This window comes from Pseudonocardia sp. TMWB2A (genome assembly GCF_017312135.1).
Window position 1 is genome coordinate 2314763 of the sequence record NZ_QKQY01000001.1, and the last position, 14163, is coordinate 2328925.

The window sequence follows — 14163 nt, forward strand, 5'->3', positions numbered from 1 at the left end:
GAAACGCTTGGGGTCTCAAGCCCTTAGCGTCGCGCCCAGCTTGGCCGCCGCCGCAATGACCTTGTCAGCAATCGCCTTTAAATCGGCATCGGTAAAGCTTTTTTCGCCGGGCTGCAGCGTCACTTCGACCGCCAGACTCTTCTGGCCTTCGGGAACGCCGGTGCCAACAAAGCTGTCAAACAGCCGCGCATCGACAATATTAGTCTTGTCCGCGCTCTTGACGCTGCGCACCAGATCGGCGGCGGGAAGGCCTGCATCGACAAGGAACGCAAAGTCGCGCGTGACCGCTTGCAAGGCAGGCGGCGCATAGGTTTCGCGGATGGGCGACGAGGCGCGCTTTGCCGGAATGGCATCCAAAAACAACTGCCCCGCAACCACGGTGCCGCCAAGGTCAAACGCCTTGACCAGCGCCGGGTGGAGCGTGCCATATTCGGCAAGGACGGTCTTGGGACCAAGCCGCAAGCTGCCCGACTGGCCGGGGTGCCAGATCGCCGCATCTCCGTCGATACCGAATGGCATCAGCTTGTCCACCGGCGCGCCTGCTGCGGCGAGGATCGCCAGCACTTCGGCCTTGGCATCGAACGGGCCAAAGCCGCCTGCCTTGCCTCCAAGCCAACTGCGCGGGGCTTTATCACCCGCCAGCACAAAGCCGAGCGTCAATTTTTCTTCGCTCGTGCCATCGGCTTTGCGGAAATAACGGCGGCCGACTTCGAACAAGCGGATCGCGGTCGCGCCGCGATCGGCATTGCGCTGTGCGGCGGCGAGCAAGCCCGGCAGTAGCGAGGGGCGCATCACCTTCATATCTTCGCTGATCGGATTGGCCAAAATCCAGCTAGATGTCGTCCAGTCGCCGCCGCCGACTTTCGTCGCTTCGCTTTCGGAAATGAAGCTCCAGGTGACCGCTTCGTTCAATCCCCGCGCAGCCGCCGCGCGGCGCGCCTTGCGCTCGATCATCTGTTCGGGCGTGGCGGTGGGCCGCGCTACGCCATCTGCGCGCGGCAACGGAGTCGATGGCACCTTGTCGATGCCGTGGATACGCACCACTTCTTCGACCAGATCGGCGCTGCCGTGGACGTCACGACGCCATGTGGGGACGGTGACTTCCCAAAGCGCGTCACCCCCACTTGTCGTGTCCCCGCGCAGGCGGGGATCCAGTGTGGCAGGCGCTGCGTCCGGCGACTCTGGGCCCCCGCCTGCGCGGGGGAACGATATGGTGAAACCAAGCCGTTCCAAAATCGCGGCCTGCTCGTCCGCCGCAACCTCGACCCCGCCAAGCGTGCGGCTATGGTCAGGATTATAGGCAATCACGCGCTGTTCAACCGGCGGCGCCCCTGCGCGCGTGATCGCGCTCGCGGTGCCGCCGGTATGGTCCAGCACCAGCTTGGTCGCGATCGCCAAGCCTTGTTCGAGGAAAGCCGGATCAACCCCGCGTTCAAACCGCTGGCGCGCATCCGAGGTCAACGCCAATTTCTGTCCGGTGCGCGCAATCGCTTCGGGAGTGAAATAGGCACATTCGATGAGGATATCGGTGGTCGCATCCGAAACGCCCGAATGTTCGCCGCCCATGATGCCGCCAATGTCATGTACGGCTGCATCATCGGCGATAACCGTCATGCTTTCATCAAGCGCATAGGTCTTGCCGTTAAGCGCAAGCACCTCTTCGCCCGCCTTGGCTTTACGTGCGACGAGGCCACCTGTCAGCTTGGCGCGGTCATAGACGTGCAAGGGACGGCCTAGGTCGACCGACACGAAATTGGTAATATCGACCAGCACCGAAATCGGCTTTTGACCAATCGCGGTGAGCTTTTGCCGCATCCATTCGGGCGCGGGACCATTGGTGAGGCCCGACACATTTTGCGCGTAGAAAGCGGGGCAGCCTTCAAGGTCATCGCTACGCACATCGGGGGCAGGGTCGCTGCCATCAACCGGCGCAATCGCATCGGTGCGATAGACTTGGGCAAGCGGTCTCAGCGTGCCGAGGCCCTTGGCGGCCAAATCGCGCGCAATGCCGCGCACGCCCATGCAATCCTGACGATTGGGGGTAATCGACACATCGATCACCGGATCATTCAGCCCGGCATAATCGGCATAGACGGTGCCGGTGGGTGCATCTTCGGGCAGTTCGATAATGCCGTCATGATCTTCGCCAAGTTCCAGCTCGCGCGTCGAACACATCATGCCATTGGACACTACGCCGCGAATTTCCGCGAGTTTGAGCGTGAAGTCCGCCCCCGGCACATAAGCACCGACCGGACCGAACACGCCTTTCATCCCCGCCTTGGCGTTGGGTGCGCCGCACACGACTTGCAAGGGCTGGCCGTCGCCTTGATCGATTTGCAGCACCTGCAACTTGTCGGCCTGCGGATGACGTTCGGCACTCAGCACATGGGCGATTTTGAACGCCGCGAGCTTCTCGCCGGGATTATCGACGCCTTCCACCTCAAGCCCGATGGCATTGAGCGCGGCCAGAATTGCTTCAAGGCTGGCGTCGGTATCCAAATGCTCCTTGAGCCAGTTTAACGTGAATTTCATGCCGAAATCCCTCCCGAAAGCGTGGGAATATCCAGCGCCGAAAATCCATAATGTTTGAGCCAGCGCAGATCGCCGTCAAAGAAAGCCCGCAAATCATCCATGCCATATTTGAGCATGGCCAGCCGGTCGACGCCGGTGCCGAACGCAAAGCCTTGCCATTCATCGGGGTCAAGTCCGGCGGCTTCGATGACCTTGGGGTGGACCATGCCGCTTCCCAAAACTTCCATCCAGCCATGCCCTTCATCATCGCCCGACCCGCCAATCACGCGGCGGCCCTTTTCCTGTTTATAACCGACATCAACCTCCGCCGACGGTTCGGTGAAGGGGAAATAGCTGGGGCGCAGGCGCAGCACGATATCGTCACGTTCAAAAAACGCTTTGAGGAAGGTTTCGAGCGTCCATTTGAGATGCCCCAGCGTGATACCCTTGTCGATCACAAGCCCTTCAATCTGGTGGAACATCGGCGTGTGGGTCGCGTCCGAATCCGACCGGTAAACCCGGCCCGGCGCGATGATGCGGATGGGCGGATTGCCCCCCACCATCGTGCGGATCTGCACCGGCGATGTATGGGTGCGCAGCAGCATGGCGCGCCCCTCAGCGTCCGCATCCGGGAAATAGAAAGTATCGTGCATCGCGCGGGCCGGGTGGGTTTCGGGAATATTGAGCGCGGTGAAATTATGCCAGTCATCCTCGATTTCCGGACCGGTGGCGACGGCAAAGCCCATATCGGCAAAAATTTCCGCAAGTTCGTCCATGACCTGACTGACCGGATGGACACTACCGGACGGCGGCATATCGGCGGGGAGCGACATATCGACCGCTTCAGCGGCAAGCTTTTGGTTGAGGACCGCGGTTTCCAACTGCGCCTTGCGGGCGGTAAGCGCCGCCGTCACCGCCTCGCGGCACCCGTGAATTTTCGGCCCTTCGGCAGAACGCTGCTCCGGCGTCATCGCGCCGAGCGTTTTAAGGAGCGCGGTAATCTCCCCCGATTTGCCGAGCGCACGCACGCGCAGCGCCTCGACCGCCTCGGGCGTATCCGCCGCGTCTATTTCGGCCAAAAGGCCTGCCTGCAAAGTTTCGATATTGGTCATCTCGTCCATATTCCCTTCGTCATGCCCGACTTGATCGGGCATCCATCTCCGGACCTTGCTATTTACTCAACGGTTCGGAGATGGATTCCCGCTTTCGCGGGAATGACGAGATATTATCCTTCAAACATTATCTCACGCGCCTGCTCGGTAGCGGCTCGAAGCCGAAATCAACAGCCAAATTTCGCCATTCGGGATTATCTGTTTCGAGCAAGGCGATTTTCCATGGCCGGAGCCAGCCCTTGACGCGTTTTTCGCGCACAATGGCCGTCTCCATCGTGCCATGCTGTTCAAACCAGACCAGCCGCGCAACGCCATATTTGGAGGTAAAGCCTTTCACCGCACCAGTGCGATGCTGGTAAATCCGCGCCATCAGGTTCGATGTGACACCGACATAGAGCGTGCCATTTTTGTGGCTCGCGACCATGTATACGCAAGGTTGGAATATGTCGCGCATTCTTAAGACTCCCTCTCTTCTCGTCATGCCCGACTTGATCGGGCATCCATCCCCTGACCGTCCGGTTTAAGCCAATGTCCGGAGATGGATATCCGCTTTCGCGGGTATGACGAGAATTAGAAGCAAGCGAAGCAGGGAAACAAATAAAAAAAAGGCACCGCAGCCCAGTGGCGCGGTGCCTTTCTTTATCCTTCAATCCCTACTGGGAAATCAGTTCTTCGACCCGCTTACTTCGGCAGCGCAGCCTGGGCCTGGGCGATGATGCCCTTGAACGCTTCGCCTTCGTGCATCGCAATGTCGGCAAGAACCTTGCGGTCCAGTTCGACACCGGCGAGCTTCAGGCCGTGCATGAACTGGCCATAGGTCAGGCCTTCCATGCGGACAGCCGCGTTGATGCGCTGGATCCACAGGGCGCGGAAGCTGCGCTTCTTAACCTTGCGGTCGCGATAAGCGTATTGGCCGGCCTTTTCGACGGCCTGACGCGCGATGCGGATCGTATTTTTGCGACGGCCATAATAGCCCTTCGCCTGCTTCAGAATCCGCTTGTGCTTGGCGTGCGTGGTCACACCGCGTTTAATGCGTGGCATAGTTCGGTGCTCCTCTTACTTCAGGCCGTAGGGCGCCCAAGCCTTCACGATTTTCGTGTCGGCGTCGGACATCACGGACGTGCCGCGGTTCTGACGGATATATTTTGCGTTGTGGCTGATAAGACGGTGACGCTTGCCAGCGACGCCATGCTTGATCTTGCCGGTAGCGGTGATTTTGAAGCGTTTCTTCACACCGCTCTTGGTCTTGAGCTTGGGCATTTTGGTCTCCTTTGTTAGTTGAGTGCGGTGCCAGCCCTCTCCCCCACCCGGCCACCCATAGCATACCCTGTTGGGTGGCCGGGTGGGGGAGAGGGCTGGAGCGGACGTTTCGCGTCAGCGAAACACACTCAGGATGATCCGTATCAAGCGAACATGGCAGCCCTATTAGCCAGCCCGCTTATTCGGAAGCGGCGCGCCTAGCGGGATTCGGGAAGAAAAGCAAGAGTTGGTGTGGTGTTCTTTTTGAAAGTTGACATTCAATTCGATTTGTCGAGAACTCTTATTAAACGGGGGATTGAATGGGAAAAGAAAATTTGGCGCAATACGTTGAGCAATTCGTGCTACATTTTGAAGTCGCTGAAGGTCGATATGTAGATACAGATGTTGCAGCACGAGCATTACTAGATTGGGTTCATCTAGTTCGAGCGACAGTTGCTGAAGTTGATCCTACCCAGATACTAGAAATCGAAATTGCAGGGGTAGAAATGGGGAGTACCCGCTTCCCTCAATTACTCAGGTTTTTGGAGACACAAGCTCAAGCTATGGGTGAGGGGTTGAGCGAATATCCTTATTTGAAAGGAATCGCCGCAGCTTCTGCTTTAACAATTATTGGAGCGGTTTCCGGTTCTGTAGCAGATGCGATTCTTCAACCTTCAGAGCAGGTCATCAGGCTTAGCGATGAAGATCGGGCGACGCTAGAAAAAATTTCACAATCAACCTCAGTAAAGCAAGCGAGTAGGCGCTTTTATAAAACACTGGAGCAAGATAGTGCAATTACTGGGGTTGGTGCTGCTGATTCATGGGATCAACGAAAGCCCGACATTATAATCCCAAGGTCGGAATTTCCCGCACGAAGCGGGCTATGGGACGCAGCGGATCAAGTTCCGGAAGAACGCAAAATTACAGACATTTGGGACGTTGTTCTCGTTAAGCCCGCATTGTTAAGCAAACCACACGCATGGACTTTTTCACGCGACGGACTAACTTTTAATGCGCAGATGCATGATGCTAATTTTCTGAGTGCCCTTAAAGATGGTCGTGTACCTTTAACCCTCCAAGAAGGTGTTATAATGAGGGTTGAAGTAGAATATATAGAAAAACAAGATGGACAGATTTGGTCAACAGATCCCAGATCTAGAAGAATTGTGAAGGTCCTATCACCGCGTCTCTCCCCTTGATCGGATTTTTTGGCGACCAAGAAACCAAGCGGCCAGCAAGCTTGAAAATAATGTTATCAATGACGCAATAATCACCGCCGACAACGAGAGTTTTGCGAAAGCAAAAAGACAAAACATAGTGGTTACTGTGACGATAAGCACCGTAATCCATTGTTTAACAGAAGAATTTTGCCGATTATCCACAGTCGTCGCTTCCCTCGCATTAGACTCGCATGGTCGAGCCTAACTTGCAACCACGCAATCACTGTTTACATCCGTAATCGAATCGACTACACCCGTAATCAACGAAAGGGTGATTCGGGTTATGAGCGAGCGTATTTCCGAGGCTGAGCGCGCGATTATGGAGGTGTTGTGGGAGGAGTCCCCGCTCACCGCGACCGATATTGCGGCGCGGGTCGAAGACGCACGGCAATGGAGTTTGGCGACCGTCAAAACCTTGCTGTCACGCCTCACCCAAAAGGAGGCGATTGCTTATGAAGAGCAAGGTCGCCGCTTCCATTACCGGCCCTTGCTCCAGCGCGATGACCATAATGTCGCCGAATCCAAAAGGCTGGTGGACAGCCTGTTCGGGGGCCGCGTTTCGCCGCTCGTCGCCCAGCTCGCCGAGCGCGAGGAACTGGACGATCAGGATCTCGACGAACTGGAACAGCTTATCCGGAGCCTGCGCAAATGATCGCCGATACCGCTTTTACCGCCTGGCTGCTGGATAGCTTCATCGCGTTCACGGCCTTGTTGATGTTCGTCCTCGCGGTGCGCCGTCCGGTCGCGCAATGGCTTGGCCCGCAGGTCGCTTATATGTTGTGGCTGCTCCCCGCCGCGCGCTGGTTTGTGCCGCCGCTGATGCTGCCCGATGCGCTGCGCCCTTTTGCGATGCGCGTGCCTAACGGGACGATGGGGGATGCGATGATGCAGGCCGCGCTCCCCGTCGGCCCCATGCCGCCCTTATCGGCTGACATAGCGGTTGCGGCCGCCGCGCCTGCGCCCGCAGCCCCTGCCGCCGCCGCGCCGGTGATGGCCGAAGCAAATTTTGACCTGGCGAGCGGCGCGCTGCTCTTGTGGGGCTGCACCGCCTTGCTTCTGTTCGCGCTGCTTTTGCAGCATCACCACCGCGTGATCCGTGCGGCGCGTAAAGGTGCGCATGAATTGGGCAAAGTCGGGCGCGTGCGTTTGATGGAAAGCCCCAATGCCGGTGGCCCGCTTGCGGTGGGCCTGCGCCAGCGCACCATCTTCATCCCCGCAACCGCACGCGGCTGGTCGCTCGACGCCCAGCAAATGGCGGTCGCGCATGAAGTCACCCACCACCGCGCCGGGCATTTGTATCACAACCATGCCGCGATGCTGCTCTTATGTTTGAACTGGTTCAATCCGGTCGCATGGATAGCCGCGCGCGCCTTCATTTTTGACCAGGAGGCCGATTGCGATGCGCGCACTTTGGGTCGCTATCGCTTCGATGCTGCGCAATATGCGCAGATGCTGGTCGCCGCCACGACAGGGTCGCTGCCGTCCGCCGCGATGGTCAGCCCGCGCGCCAATCTTGTCAATAAAAGCGTCATCGTGCGCCGTATCGGGAGAATAGCCATGCGTGAAAAAACATCAGGGCGCCGCCTGCTCGGCACCGGCCTTGTCATCCTGTCGGGCGTGGCATTGGTGCCGCTGACTGCCAGCTTGGCGCAAGCCGACAGCCCGGCAGCGCGTCCGTCTTCCACGAACAATATTTCCACGACAACGACCGTAAAGAATGGCAATACCGAACGGCGTATCATCATTGGCGGCGGCAAGGAGCAGCCGACCTATCGCCGCGATGTCGTCCACAATGGCAAGACATATAAAGTCTATACCAACCATGACATGAGCGAGGCCGACATCCGCAAGACGCTGGACGATAGCGATAAGGCGGCGGCGGACGCGATGCGGGCGGCGCAAGATGCGTTGCGCAATAGTGCGGAGGCGCGTGCCGATGCGGCTGAAGCCCGTCGCGACGCTTTACATGCGGCGGCCGAAGCACAGCGCGACGCCCGCCAAGCCGCGCGGGAAGCGCAACGCGATGCCCGCCAAAATGCCGAAGAAGCCCGCCGCGACGCGCTCATAGCGGCTGAAGAAGCGCGCCGTGAAACCCGTCAAGCCGCCTGGGAAGCACAACGCGAAGCCCGCGCCGCTGCCGCCGAAGCCCGCGCTTCCGCACGGTCTGTCATTAGGGAAACCAACCGGAACAGCATCAACCGCACCACCTTCCGCGCCGAACAGGATGGCCGCAGCGCCACGGTCGTGATCCAGCGCAACAACCGGACCGAAACGGAGTAAGTAACGGCAACAAGTGTGCGCTTGGTGGCATAAGGCAATGCCGTGAGCCCCGTGCCGCGCGCTTTCTGTGCAGCCTGCCCCGCGCCTTCGCTCTTGTCGCGCTCCGGTCACTCGGCTATTCGCGTGGGTATCACCGAAATTTGAGGGAATAACCCGCCGCCATGATGCTGCTCTATAGCCTTATCGACTATATTCTGATGATCCTGACCTGGATTATCATTGCCCAGGCGATCCTGTCCTGGCTGGTGGCGTTCAATGTGCTGGGCAATAATAGCGACACGGTGCGGCAAATCTATTTCGCGCTCGATAAGCTGACCGAGCCGGTCTATCGCCCGATCCGCAGGATCATGCCCGATTTCGGTGCGCTCGACCTGACGCCGATGGTGGTGCTGCTCATCGTCTTTTTTGTGCGCAGCACTTTATTGCCGACCGTCTTCAGCGCGTTGATGGCATGATGGCGATGGCATCGGAAAAAATCATCGACGGTAAAGCTTTTGCTGCCGCTTTGCGCGGGCGGATTGCAACAGGGGTGGCCGCATTCAAGGCGCAAACCGGTCGCGCGCCGGGGCTGGCTGTCGTGCTGGTCGGCGAAGATCCGGCGAGCGCGGTCTACGTCCGCTCCAAAGGCAAAGCGTGCCGCGAGGTCGGCATGGAAAGCTTTGAACATAGGCTCCCCGCCGACACCACACAGGAAACCCTGATCGAGTTGGTCGAACAGTTGAACGATAATCCGGCGGTCGATGGTATCCTTGTGCAATTGCCGCTGCCCGACGGGCTGGATGACAAAAAGGTCATCGACATGATCGACCCCGACAAGGATGTGGATGGTTTCCATCCGGTCAATGCGGGGCGGCTTGCCATCGGGGCCAATGCGCTGACGCCTTGCACCCCGCTTGGCTCGCTCATGCTGCTGAAAGACCGGATCGGCGATTTGTCGGGCAAGGAAGCGGTGGTGATTGGCCGCTCGAACATTGTCGGCAAGCCGATGGCGCAGCTTTTGATCCAGGAAAATGCGACCGTCACGCTCGCGCATAGCCGCACCGTCGACCTCCCCGCTGTCATCCGCCGCGCGGATATTGTCGTCGCCGCTGTCGGCCGCCCGAATATGGTGCGCGGCGATTGGTTGAAGCCCGGCGCGGTGGTCATTGATGTCGGCATCAACCGCATCGCCAGCGACGAGCCGGGCAAAACGCGGCTGGTCGGCGATGTGGCGTTCGACGAAGCCGAAAGCGTGGCGGGCGCGATTACCCCGGTGCCGGGCGGTGTCGGGCCGATGACGATTGCGGTGTTGTTGCGCAACACGCTGGTCGCCGCCAGCCGCCGCGAAGGCCTTGCTGATCCGGAAGGCTTGTGATGCGCGGCGCGTTTTTCCTTGCAGGAGCGTTGGCCGTGACGGGGAGCCTGATGGTCGCCAGCACAGCCGCCGATGCGCGCCGCCGCCCCGAAGTGCGGGTCGATGCAACGCCGAGCGCGGTCGTGACCGCCGAAATGGCGCTGTCGCGGCTCGCGCGCGAAAAGGGCGTGGCGGCGGCTTTGTTGGAAACCGCAACCTCCGATGCGGTCCTTTTTACGCCGGATATGGTTGCAGCCCAAGCGGCGCTCCGGAAAAGCGGCTATGCGCCGCCGTCGATGAACCGCACGGTCCGCCGCGTGCTGATGTCCTGCGACGGTGCGCTCGCGGTAGCGTCGGGGCGATGGCAGGGCGAAAATAGCGCAAGCGGACAATTTGTCACCGTGTGGCAACGGCAAGGCGACGGGCGCGGACGCAAGGATGTGCTCAAGCAATGGAAATGGCTGGCGACGGCTGCGACTACAGATGCTGCAACGACAGATACGGCAAGAGCAAGCGATGCCGCTGAAGACGGTCCGGAACTTGTCGAAACCAGCGTGGCGGCCTGCAGCAAAATTCCTACCGAACAGCTTCCCGCGCCCTATCCGGTCGGGACAAAATTCCCCAAGGAAGGGGTGTCTGCCGACCGGTCCTTAAGATGGACCGTGCGCACCGATCCGGATGGCGCGCAGGCGCTTATGGTCGAGCTGTGGGATGGCGTGATTCCGGGCATGATTGACCTGCCGCTACCGCGCAAAGCGACGGGGGCGGCCTCCTGATGGACGAGCTGTTTATCTCTGCCTTTATCAGCCTGCTGGTGATTATCGACCCGCCGGGTTGCGCCCCCATTTATGCCAGCCTCACCACCGGCGCGACGACGCAGCAGCGCCGCACTATGGCGATCCGCGCGGTAGTGGTGGCGGGCGGCATCCTGCTCCTGTTTGCACTGGTCGGACGGGAATTGCTCGGCCTGCTCGGCATCAGCCTTGATGCGTTCCGCATTGCCGGCGGCCTGATGCTGTTCCTCATCGCGCTCGATATGGTGTTTGAAAAACGCACCCAGCGCCGCGAAGAACGCGCGCGCGAAATCCGCGAAACGCCGGAAATCGAAGATGTGTCAATCTTTCCGATGGCCATGCCGATGATTGCGGGGCCGGGGTCGATTGCCAGCGTGATGCTGATGGTGTCGCGTTCCGATACGCCGCAGGAATTGCTGGTCGTGTTGGGCGCGCTCGCCGCGGTGCTGGTGATTACGCTGGTGGCCTTATTGACCGCAGGCCCGCTGATGCGGCTGGTCGGCGAAAAGATCGAAGCGGTCATCACCCGCCTGCTTGGCGTGCTGCTCGCAGCCCTTGCCGCACAATTTGTGGTCGACGGTTTGAAGGGCAGTTTCGGAATTTAATCCTGCAAGCGGCAGACGGATATTCATGCGGCTCCGGATTTCAAATCGCATCGGGTCGATTCCGGTGATATGGAGCCGCCATGTCCAATAAGCCATCTTCCCCGACCCGTATGCCCAAATCCGTCTCCCGCCATGCTGCGCCGCCGTCCGAAATGGAATCACCCAATGTCGGGCCGCACGTAAACCAGTTGCGCAAAAAACATGGGATGACATTGGATGCGCTATCGAACGCGTCGGGCGTGTCGCGTTCGATGCTGTCGCAAATCGAGCGGGGGGAGACTAATCCGACGCTGGCGACGGTGTGGGCGATTGCCCATGCGCTCAAAATCGACATTTCCGAACTGGTCGGCGTGCGCCATGCCGCGACCCCGCCGCGCATTGATGTCGCCTCCGCCGCATTTACGCCGGAGATACGGACCGAAGACGGGCTTTGCACGTTACGCATTTTAAGCCCGGCGGACCGCGCGGATTCGCTCGAATGGTATGAGCTGATCTTTGCAACCGGCGGCGCGCTCGAATCGGCGGCCCACGGGCGCGGCACGCGCGAGCATCTGACCGTATTGGAAGGCGCGCTCGAAGTCGTGTGCGATGGTGTGCGTGAAGAGATAGCCGATGGAGCAACCGCGCGTTATCCCGCCGATGTTGCGCATGAAATCCGCAATATCGGAAATAGCGAAGCGCGCGCGCTCTTGGTGGTTATCAGCCAATAGGCGGCAATTTCCGATATACTGGACAAGATATTCGATATTTCGTAAAGGGGGCCATTCCGACAGGAGAGCCGTGCATGTCCGACAAATTTTATAGCCGCCTCGATCAGGAACTTGCAGGCATTAAGGATGCCGGCTTGTGGAAGGTCGAACGTCCTTTTTCGACGCCCCAAGGCCCGATTGTGCGGGTCGGCGACGGCCCCGAACTGTTGAACCTGTGCGCCAATAATTATCTCGGCCTGGCCAATGACAGCGAAGTGGTCGCCGCCGCCGAAGAGGCTAACCGCCGCTGGGGCGCGGGGCTTGCATCGGTGCGCTTCATTTGCGGGACGCAGGACATCCACAAAGAGTTGGAAGCCGAAACCGCCGCTTATTTCGGCTATGAAGATGCGATCCTGTTCGCCGCCGCATTCGACGCCAATGGCGCGGTGTTTGAACCTTTGTTCGGGCCGGACGACGCGATTATTTCCGATACGCTCAACCATGCGTCGATCATCGACGGGGTGCGCTTGTCGAAAGCGCGGCGCTATCGCTATGCCACCAATGATATGGGCGATCTGGAACGCGCGCTTACCGAAGCGAAAGCCGAAGGCGCGTGCCAGATTGTGATCGTCACCGATGGCGTATTTTCGATGGATGGCACTATCGCCAATCTGGGCGCGATTACCGCCTTGGCCAAGCGTTTCGATGCGCTTACCTTGGTCGATGATTGCCATGCGAGCGGCTTTTTGGGGCCGCAGGGGCGCGGCTCTGCGGCCTATCGCGGGGTCGAAGGCCAGATCGACATTTTGACCGGCACCTATGGCAAGGCCTTGGGCGGAGCGATGGGCGGCTTTGTCGCGGCGAAACGCCAGGTGGTCGACCTGCTGCGCCAACGCGCGCGGCCTTATCTCTTCTCGAACGCGCTCGCGCCGTCGATTTGTGGAGCGAGTTTAGCGGCGATCCGCATCGCGCGCTCCGAGCGCGGTGACCTGTTACGCGCGCAATTGGCGGAAAATAGCGCGCGCTTCCGCGACGGGCTGGAACATCTTGGTTATGACCTCATCCCCGGCGAACATCCGATCATTCCGATCATGCTTTATGACGCGCATAAGGCACAGGCGCTCGCGGCGGCGCTTTATGAAGCCGGTGTCTATGTGACGCCGTTCAGTTTCCCCGTTGTCCCGCGCGATCTGGCGCGCATCCGGGTGCAAATGTCGGCGGCGCTGACACCGGCGCATATCGACCGCGCGCTTGATGCTTTTGCTTCTGCCGGACGCAAGCTGGAGATTATCGCATGAGCCATAATGCAGCCTCAACCATGATCGGCCTCGCCAAGACCGAACGCGCGCCCGGTGTCTGGGCTTTGGAAGCACCGGTGCCGACCCCCGGCCTCGAAGATGTCCTCATCCGCATCCAGCGCACCGCGATTTGCGGCACCGACATCCACATTTATAAATGGGATGAATGGGCGCAAAAGACGATTCCGGTGCCGATGATTTTCGGCCATGAATTTGCAGGCGAAATTGTCGAAATTGGTGCGGGCGTGACCCGTCCCTTGACCATCGGCCAGCGCGTATCGGGCGAAGGGCATATTATCAATCTGAACAGCGCGCCCGCGCGTGCCGGACAATTCCATCTCGACCCCGACACCCAAGGCGTCGGCGTCAACCGGCAAGGCGCTTTTGCCGAATATCTGTCGATCCCTGCGTTCAACGTGGTGCCGCTTCCTGATGATGTGCCACTCGAAATCGGATCGTTGCTCGACCCGTTCGGCAATGCGGTCCACACCGCGCAGCAATTCGACCTGCTCGGTGAAGATGTGATTGTGACCGGTGCCGGCCCCATCGGCATTATGGCCGCAGCGGTGGCGCGGCGCGCAGGCGCGCGTTCGGTCGTGCTGACCGATGTGAATGACTATCGGCTGGACCTCGCCCGCACGCTCGCCGATGTCCGCACGGTCAATGTTCTCAACGAAGATTTGCGCGATGTGATGGCGTCCGAAGGCGTTGCCAACGGCTTTGATGTCGCGCTGGAAATGTCCGGCTCGATCACCGCGATCAATCAGGCGATTGATGTGCTGCGCATGGGCGGCAAGATGGCGATGCTCGGTATTCCGGCACAGGATATGCAGGTGAGCTGGTCGACCATCATCCTCAAGGCGCTCACCATTCGCGGGGTTTATGGCCGTGAAATGTTTGAAACCTGGCGCAAGATGTTCGGCCTGTTGCGCAATGGCCTCGACCTGACCCCGCTCATCACCCACCGCTTGCCCGCCGCCGATTTCGAGCAAGGTTTCGAAATCGCCGCATCGGGTAAGGCAGGCAAGGTGGTGCTGGACTGGACGCAGCCGGTCCCCGCACCCTGACGTAACGCGCCCGCG

15 protein-coding genes are annotated in these 14163 nt (G+C 59.6%); 10 read left to right on the forward strand and 5 right to left on the reverse strand.

All coding sequences use genetic code 11. The features are described from left to right. Positions 1-15 precede the first annotated feature (15 nt). The 5 genes from pheT to rpmI form a co-directional block, all read right to left on the reverse strand. Entirely contained in the window at positions 16-2532 is a 2517-nt protein-coding gene (gene pheT, locus DMP17_RS10705) for a phenylalanine--tRNA ligase subunit beta (RefSeq protein ID WP_337829072.1), read from the reverse strand. After that, positions 2529-3632, reverse strand: coding sequence for a phenylalanine--tRNA ligase subunit alpha (gene pheS / locus DMP17_RS10710; RefSeq protein ID WP_443217849.1), 1104 nt, complete (start codon positions 3630-3632; stop codon positions 2529-2531). Before pheS ends, pheT begins: the two co-directional genes overlap by 4 nt. 118 nt (positions 3633-3750) lie before the next feature. Beyond that, positions 3751-4077 carry a GIY-YIG nuclease family protein gene (locus tag DMP17_RS10715; RefSeq protein WP_337829073.1) on the reverse strand — a complete coding sequence of 109 codons (327 nt, stop codon included), beginning with the start codon at positions 4075-4077 and terminating at the stop codon, positions 3751-3753. Positions 4078-4304: 227 nt separating this feature from the next. Next, positions 4305-4664: a 50S ribosomal protein L20 gene (gene rplT / locus DMP17_RS10720; RefSeq protein WP_337829074.1), complete on the reverse strand. Its 360-nt coding sequence runs from the start codon at positions 4662-4664 to the stop codon at positions 4305-4307. Positions 4665-4679: 15 nt separating this feature from the next. Next, positions 4680-4883, reverse strand: coding sequence for a 50S ribosomal protein L35 (rpmI, locus tag DMP17_RS10725; protein WP_337829075.1), 204 nt, complete (start codon positions 4881-4883; stop codon positions 4680-4682). A 299-nt stretch (positions 4884-5182) separates the two neighbouring features. Here rpmI and DMP17_RS10730 point away from each other — a divergent pair, with 299 nt between their 5' ends. The 10 genes from DMP17_RS10730 to tdh all read left to right on the forward strand — a co-directional run bounded on the left by DMP17_RS10730 (position 5183) and on the right by tdh (position 14148). Continuing rightward, positions 5183-6061, forward strand: a complete 879-nt coding sequence (locus tag DMP17_RS10730) for a hypothetical protein (RefSeq protein WP_337829076.1) — start codon at positions 5183-5185, stop codon at positions 6059-6061. A 304-nt stretch (positions 6062-6365) separates the two neighbouring features. Further along, complete coding sequence (locus tag DMP17_RS10735) at positions 6366-6734, forward strand: BlaI/MecI/CopY family transcriptional regulator (protein ID WP_337829077.1); 369 nt, start codon at positions 6366-6368, stop codon at positions 6732-6734. Next, positions 6731-8362: a M56 family metallopeptidase gene (locus DMP17_RS10740; protein ID WP_337829078.1), complete on the forward strand. Its 1632-nt coding sequence runs from the start codon at positions 6731-6733 to the stop codon at positions 8360-8362. The genes DMP17_RS10735 and DMP17_RS10740 overlap by 4 nt, the downstream gene beginning before the upstream one ends. A 161-nt stretch (positions 8363-8523) precedes the next feature. Further along, on the forward strand, positions 8524-8817 hold the full coding sequence (locus DMP17_RS10745) for a YggT family protein (protein WP_337829079.1): 294 nt from the start codon (positions 8524-8526) through the stop codon (positions 8815-8817). A gap of 5 nt (positions 8818-8822) precedes the next feature. Then, positions 8823-9716, forward strand: coding sequence for a bifunctional methylenetetrahydrofolate dehydrogenase/methenyltetrahydrofolate cyclohydrolase FolD (gene folD, locus DMP17_RS10750; RefSeq protein ID WP_337829080.1), 894 nt, complete (start codon positions 8823-8825; stop codon positions 9714-9716). 35 nt (positions 9717-9751) lie between these two features. Continuing rightward, positions 9752-10471, forward strand: a complete 720-nt coding sequence (locus DMP17_RS10755) for a hypothetical protein (RefSeq protein ID WP_337829081.1) — start codon at positions 9752-9754, stop codon at positions 10469-10471. Beyond that, positions 10471-11094, forward strand: coding sequence for a MarC family protein (locus DMP17_RS10760; protein ID WP_337829082.1), 624 nt, complete (start codon positions 10471-10473; stop codon positions 11092-11094). The genes DMP17_RS10755 and DMP17_RS10760 overlap by 1 nt, the downstream gene beginning before the upstream one ends. A gap of 80 nt (positions 11095-11174) precedes the next feature. Continuing rightward, positions 11175-11804 carry a helix-turn-helix domain-containing protein gene (locus tag DMP17_RS10765; RefSeq protein WP_337829083.1) on the forward strand — a complete coding sequence of 210 codons (630 nt, stop codon included), beginning with the start codon at positions 11175-11177 and terminating at the stop codon, positions 11802-11804. A gap of 74 nt (positions 11805-11878) precedes the next feature. Beyond that, a complete protein-coding gene (locus DMP17_RS10770; RefSeq protein WP_337829084.1) occupies positions 11879-13081 on the forward strand; it encodes a glycine C-acetyltransferase in 1203 nt (400 codons plus the stop codon). Beyond that, positions 13078-14148 (forward strand): L-threonine 3-dehydrogenase, encoded by a 1071-nt coding sequence (gene tdh, locus DMP17_RS10775; protein ID WP_443217851.1) that lies wholly within the window; start codon positions 13078-13080, stop codon positions 14146-14148. The genes DMP17_RS10770 and tdh overlap by 4 nt, the downstream gene beginning before the upstream one ends. The last annotated feature ends 15 nt before the right edge of the window (positions 14149-14163 follow it).

Excerpts from the sequence above, each read along its gene's own strand:
- DMP17_RS10770 (WP_337829084.1), top strand. The coding sequence starts at position 11,879 with ATGTCCGACAAATTTTATAGCCGCCTCGATCAGGAACTTGCAGGCATT.
- DMP17_RS10745 (WP_337829079.1), top strand. The coding sequence starts at position 8,524 with ATGATGCTGCTCTATAGCCTTATCGACTATATTCTGATGATCCTGACC.
- rpmI (WP_337829075.1), bottom strand. The coding sequence starts at position 4,883 with ATGCCCAAGCTCAAGACCAAGAGCGGTGTGAAGAAACGCTTCAAAATC.
- DMP17_RS10735 (WP_337829077.1), top strand. The coding sequence starts at position 6,366 with ATGAGCGAGCGTATTTCCGAGGCTGAGCGCGCGATTATGGAGGTGTTG.
- folD (WP_337829080.1), top strand. The coding sequence starts at position 8,823 with ATGGCATCGGAAAAAATCATCGACGGTAAAGCTTTTGCTGCCGCTTTG.
- DMP17_RS10730 (WP_337829076.1), top strand. The coding sequence starts at position 5,183 with ATGGGAAAAGAAAATTTGGCGCAATACGTTGAGCAATTCGTGCTACAT.
- DMP17_RS10765 (WP_337829083.1), top strand. The coding sequence starts at position 11,175 with ATGTCCAATAAGCCATCTTCCCCGACCCGTATGCCCAAATCCGTCTCC.
- rplT (WP_337829074.1), bottom strand. The coding sequence starts at position 4,664 with ATGCCACGCATTAAACGCGGTGTGACCACGCACGCCAAGCACAAGCGG.
- DMP17_RS10740 (WP_337829078.1), top strand. The coding sequence starts at position 6,731 with ATGATCGCCGATACCGCTTTTACCGCCTGGCTGCTGGATAGCTTCATC.
- pheT (WP_337829072.1), bottom strand. The coding sequence starts at position 2,532 with ATGAAATTCACGTTAAACTGGCTCAAGGAGCATTTGGATACCGACGCC.
- tdh (WP_443217851.1), top strand. The coding sequence starts at position 13,078 with ATGAGCCATAATGCAGCCTCAACCATGATCGGCCTCGCCAAGACCGAA.
- DMP17_RS10760 (WP_337829082.1), top strand. The coding sequence starts at position 10,471 with ATGGACGAGCTGTTTATCTCTGCCTTTATCAGCCTGCTGGTGATTATC.
- pheS (WP_443217849.1), bottom strand. The coding sequence starts at position 3,632 with ATGGACGAGATGACCAATATCGAAACTTTGCAGGCAGGCCTTTTGGCC.
- DMP17_RS10715 (WP_337829073.1), bottom strand. The coding sequence starts at position 4,077 with ATGCGCGACATATTCCAACCTTGCGTATACATGGTCGCGAGCCACAAA.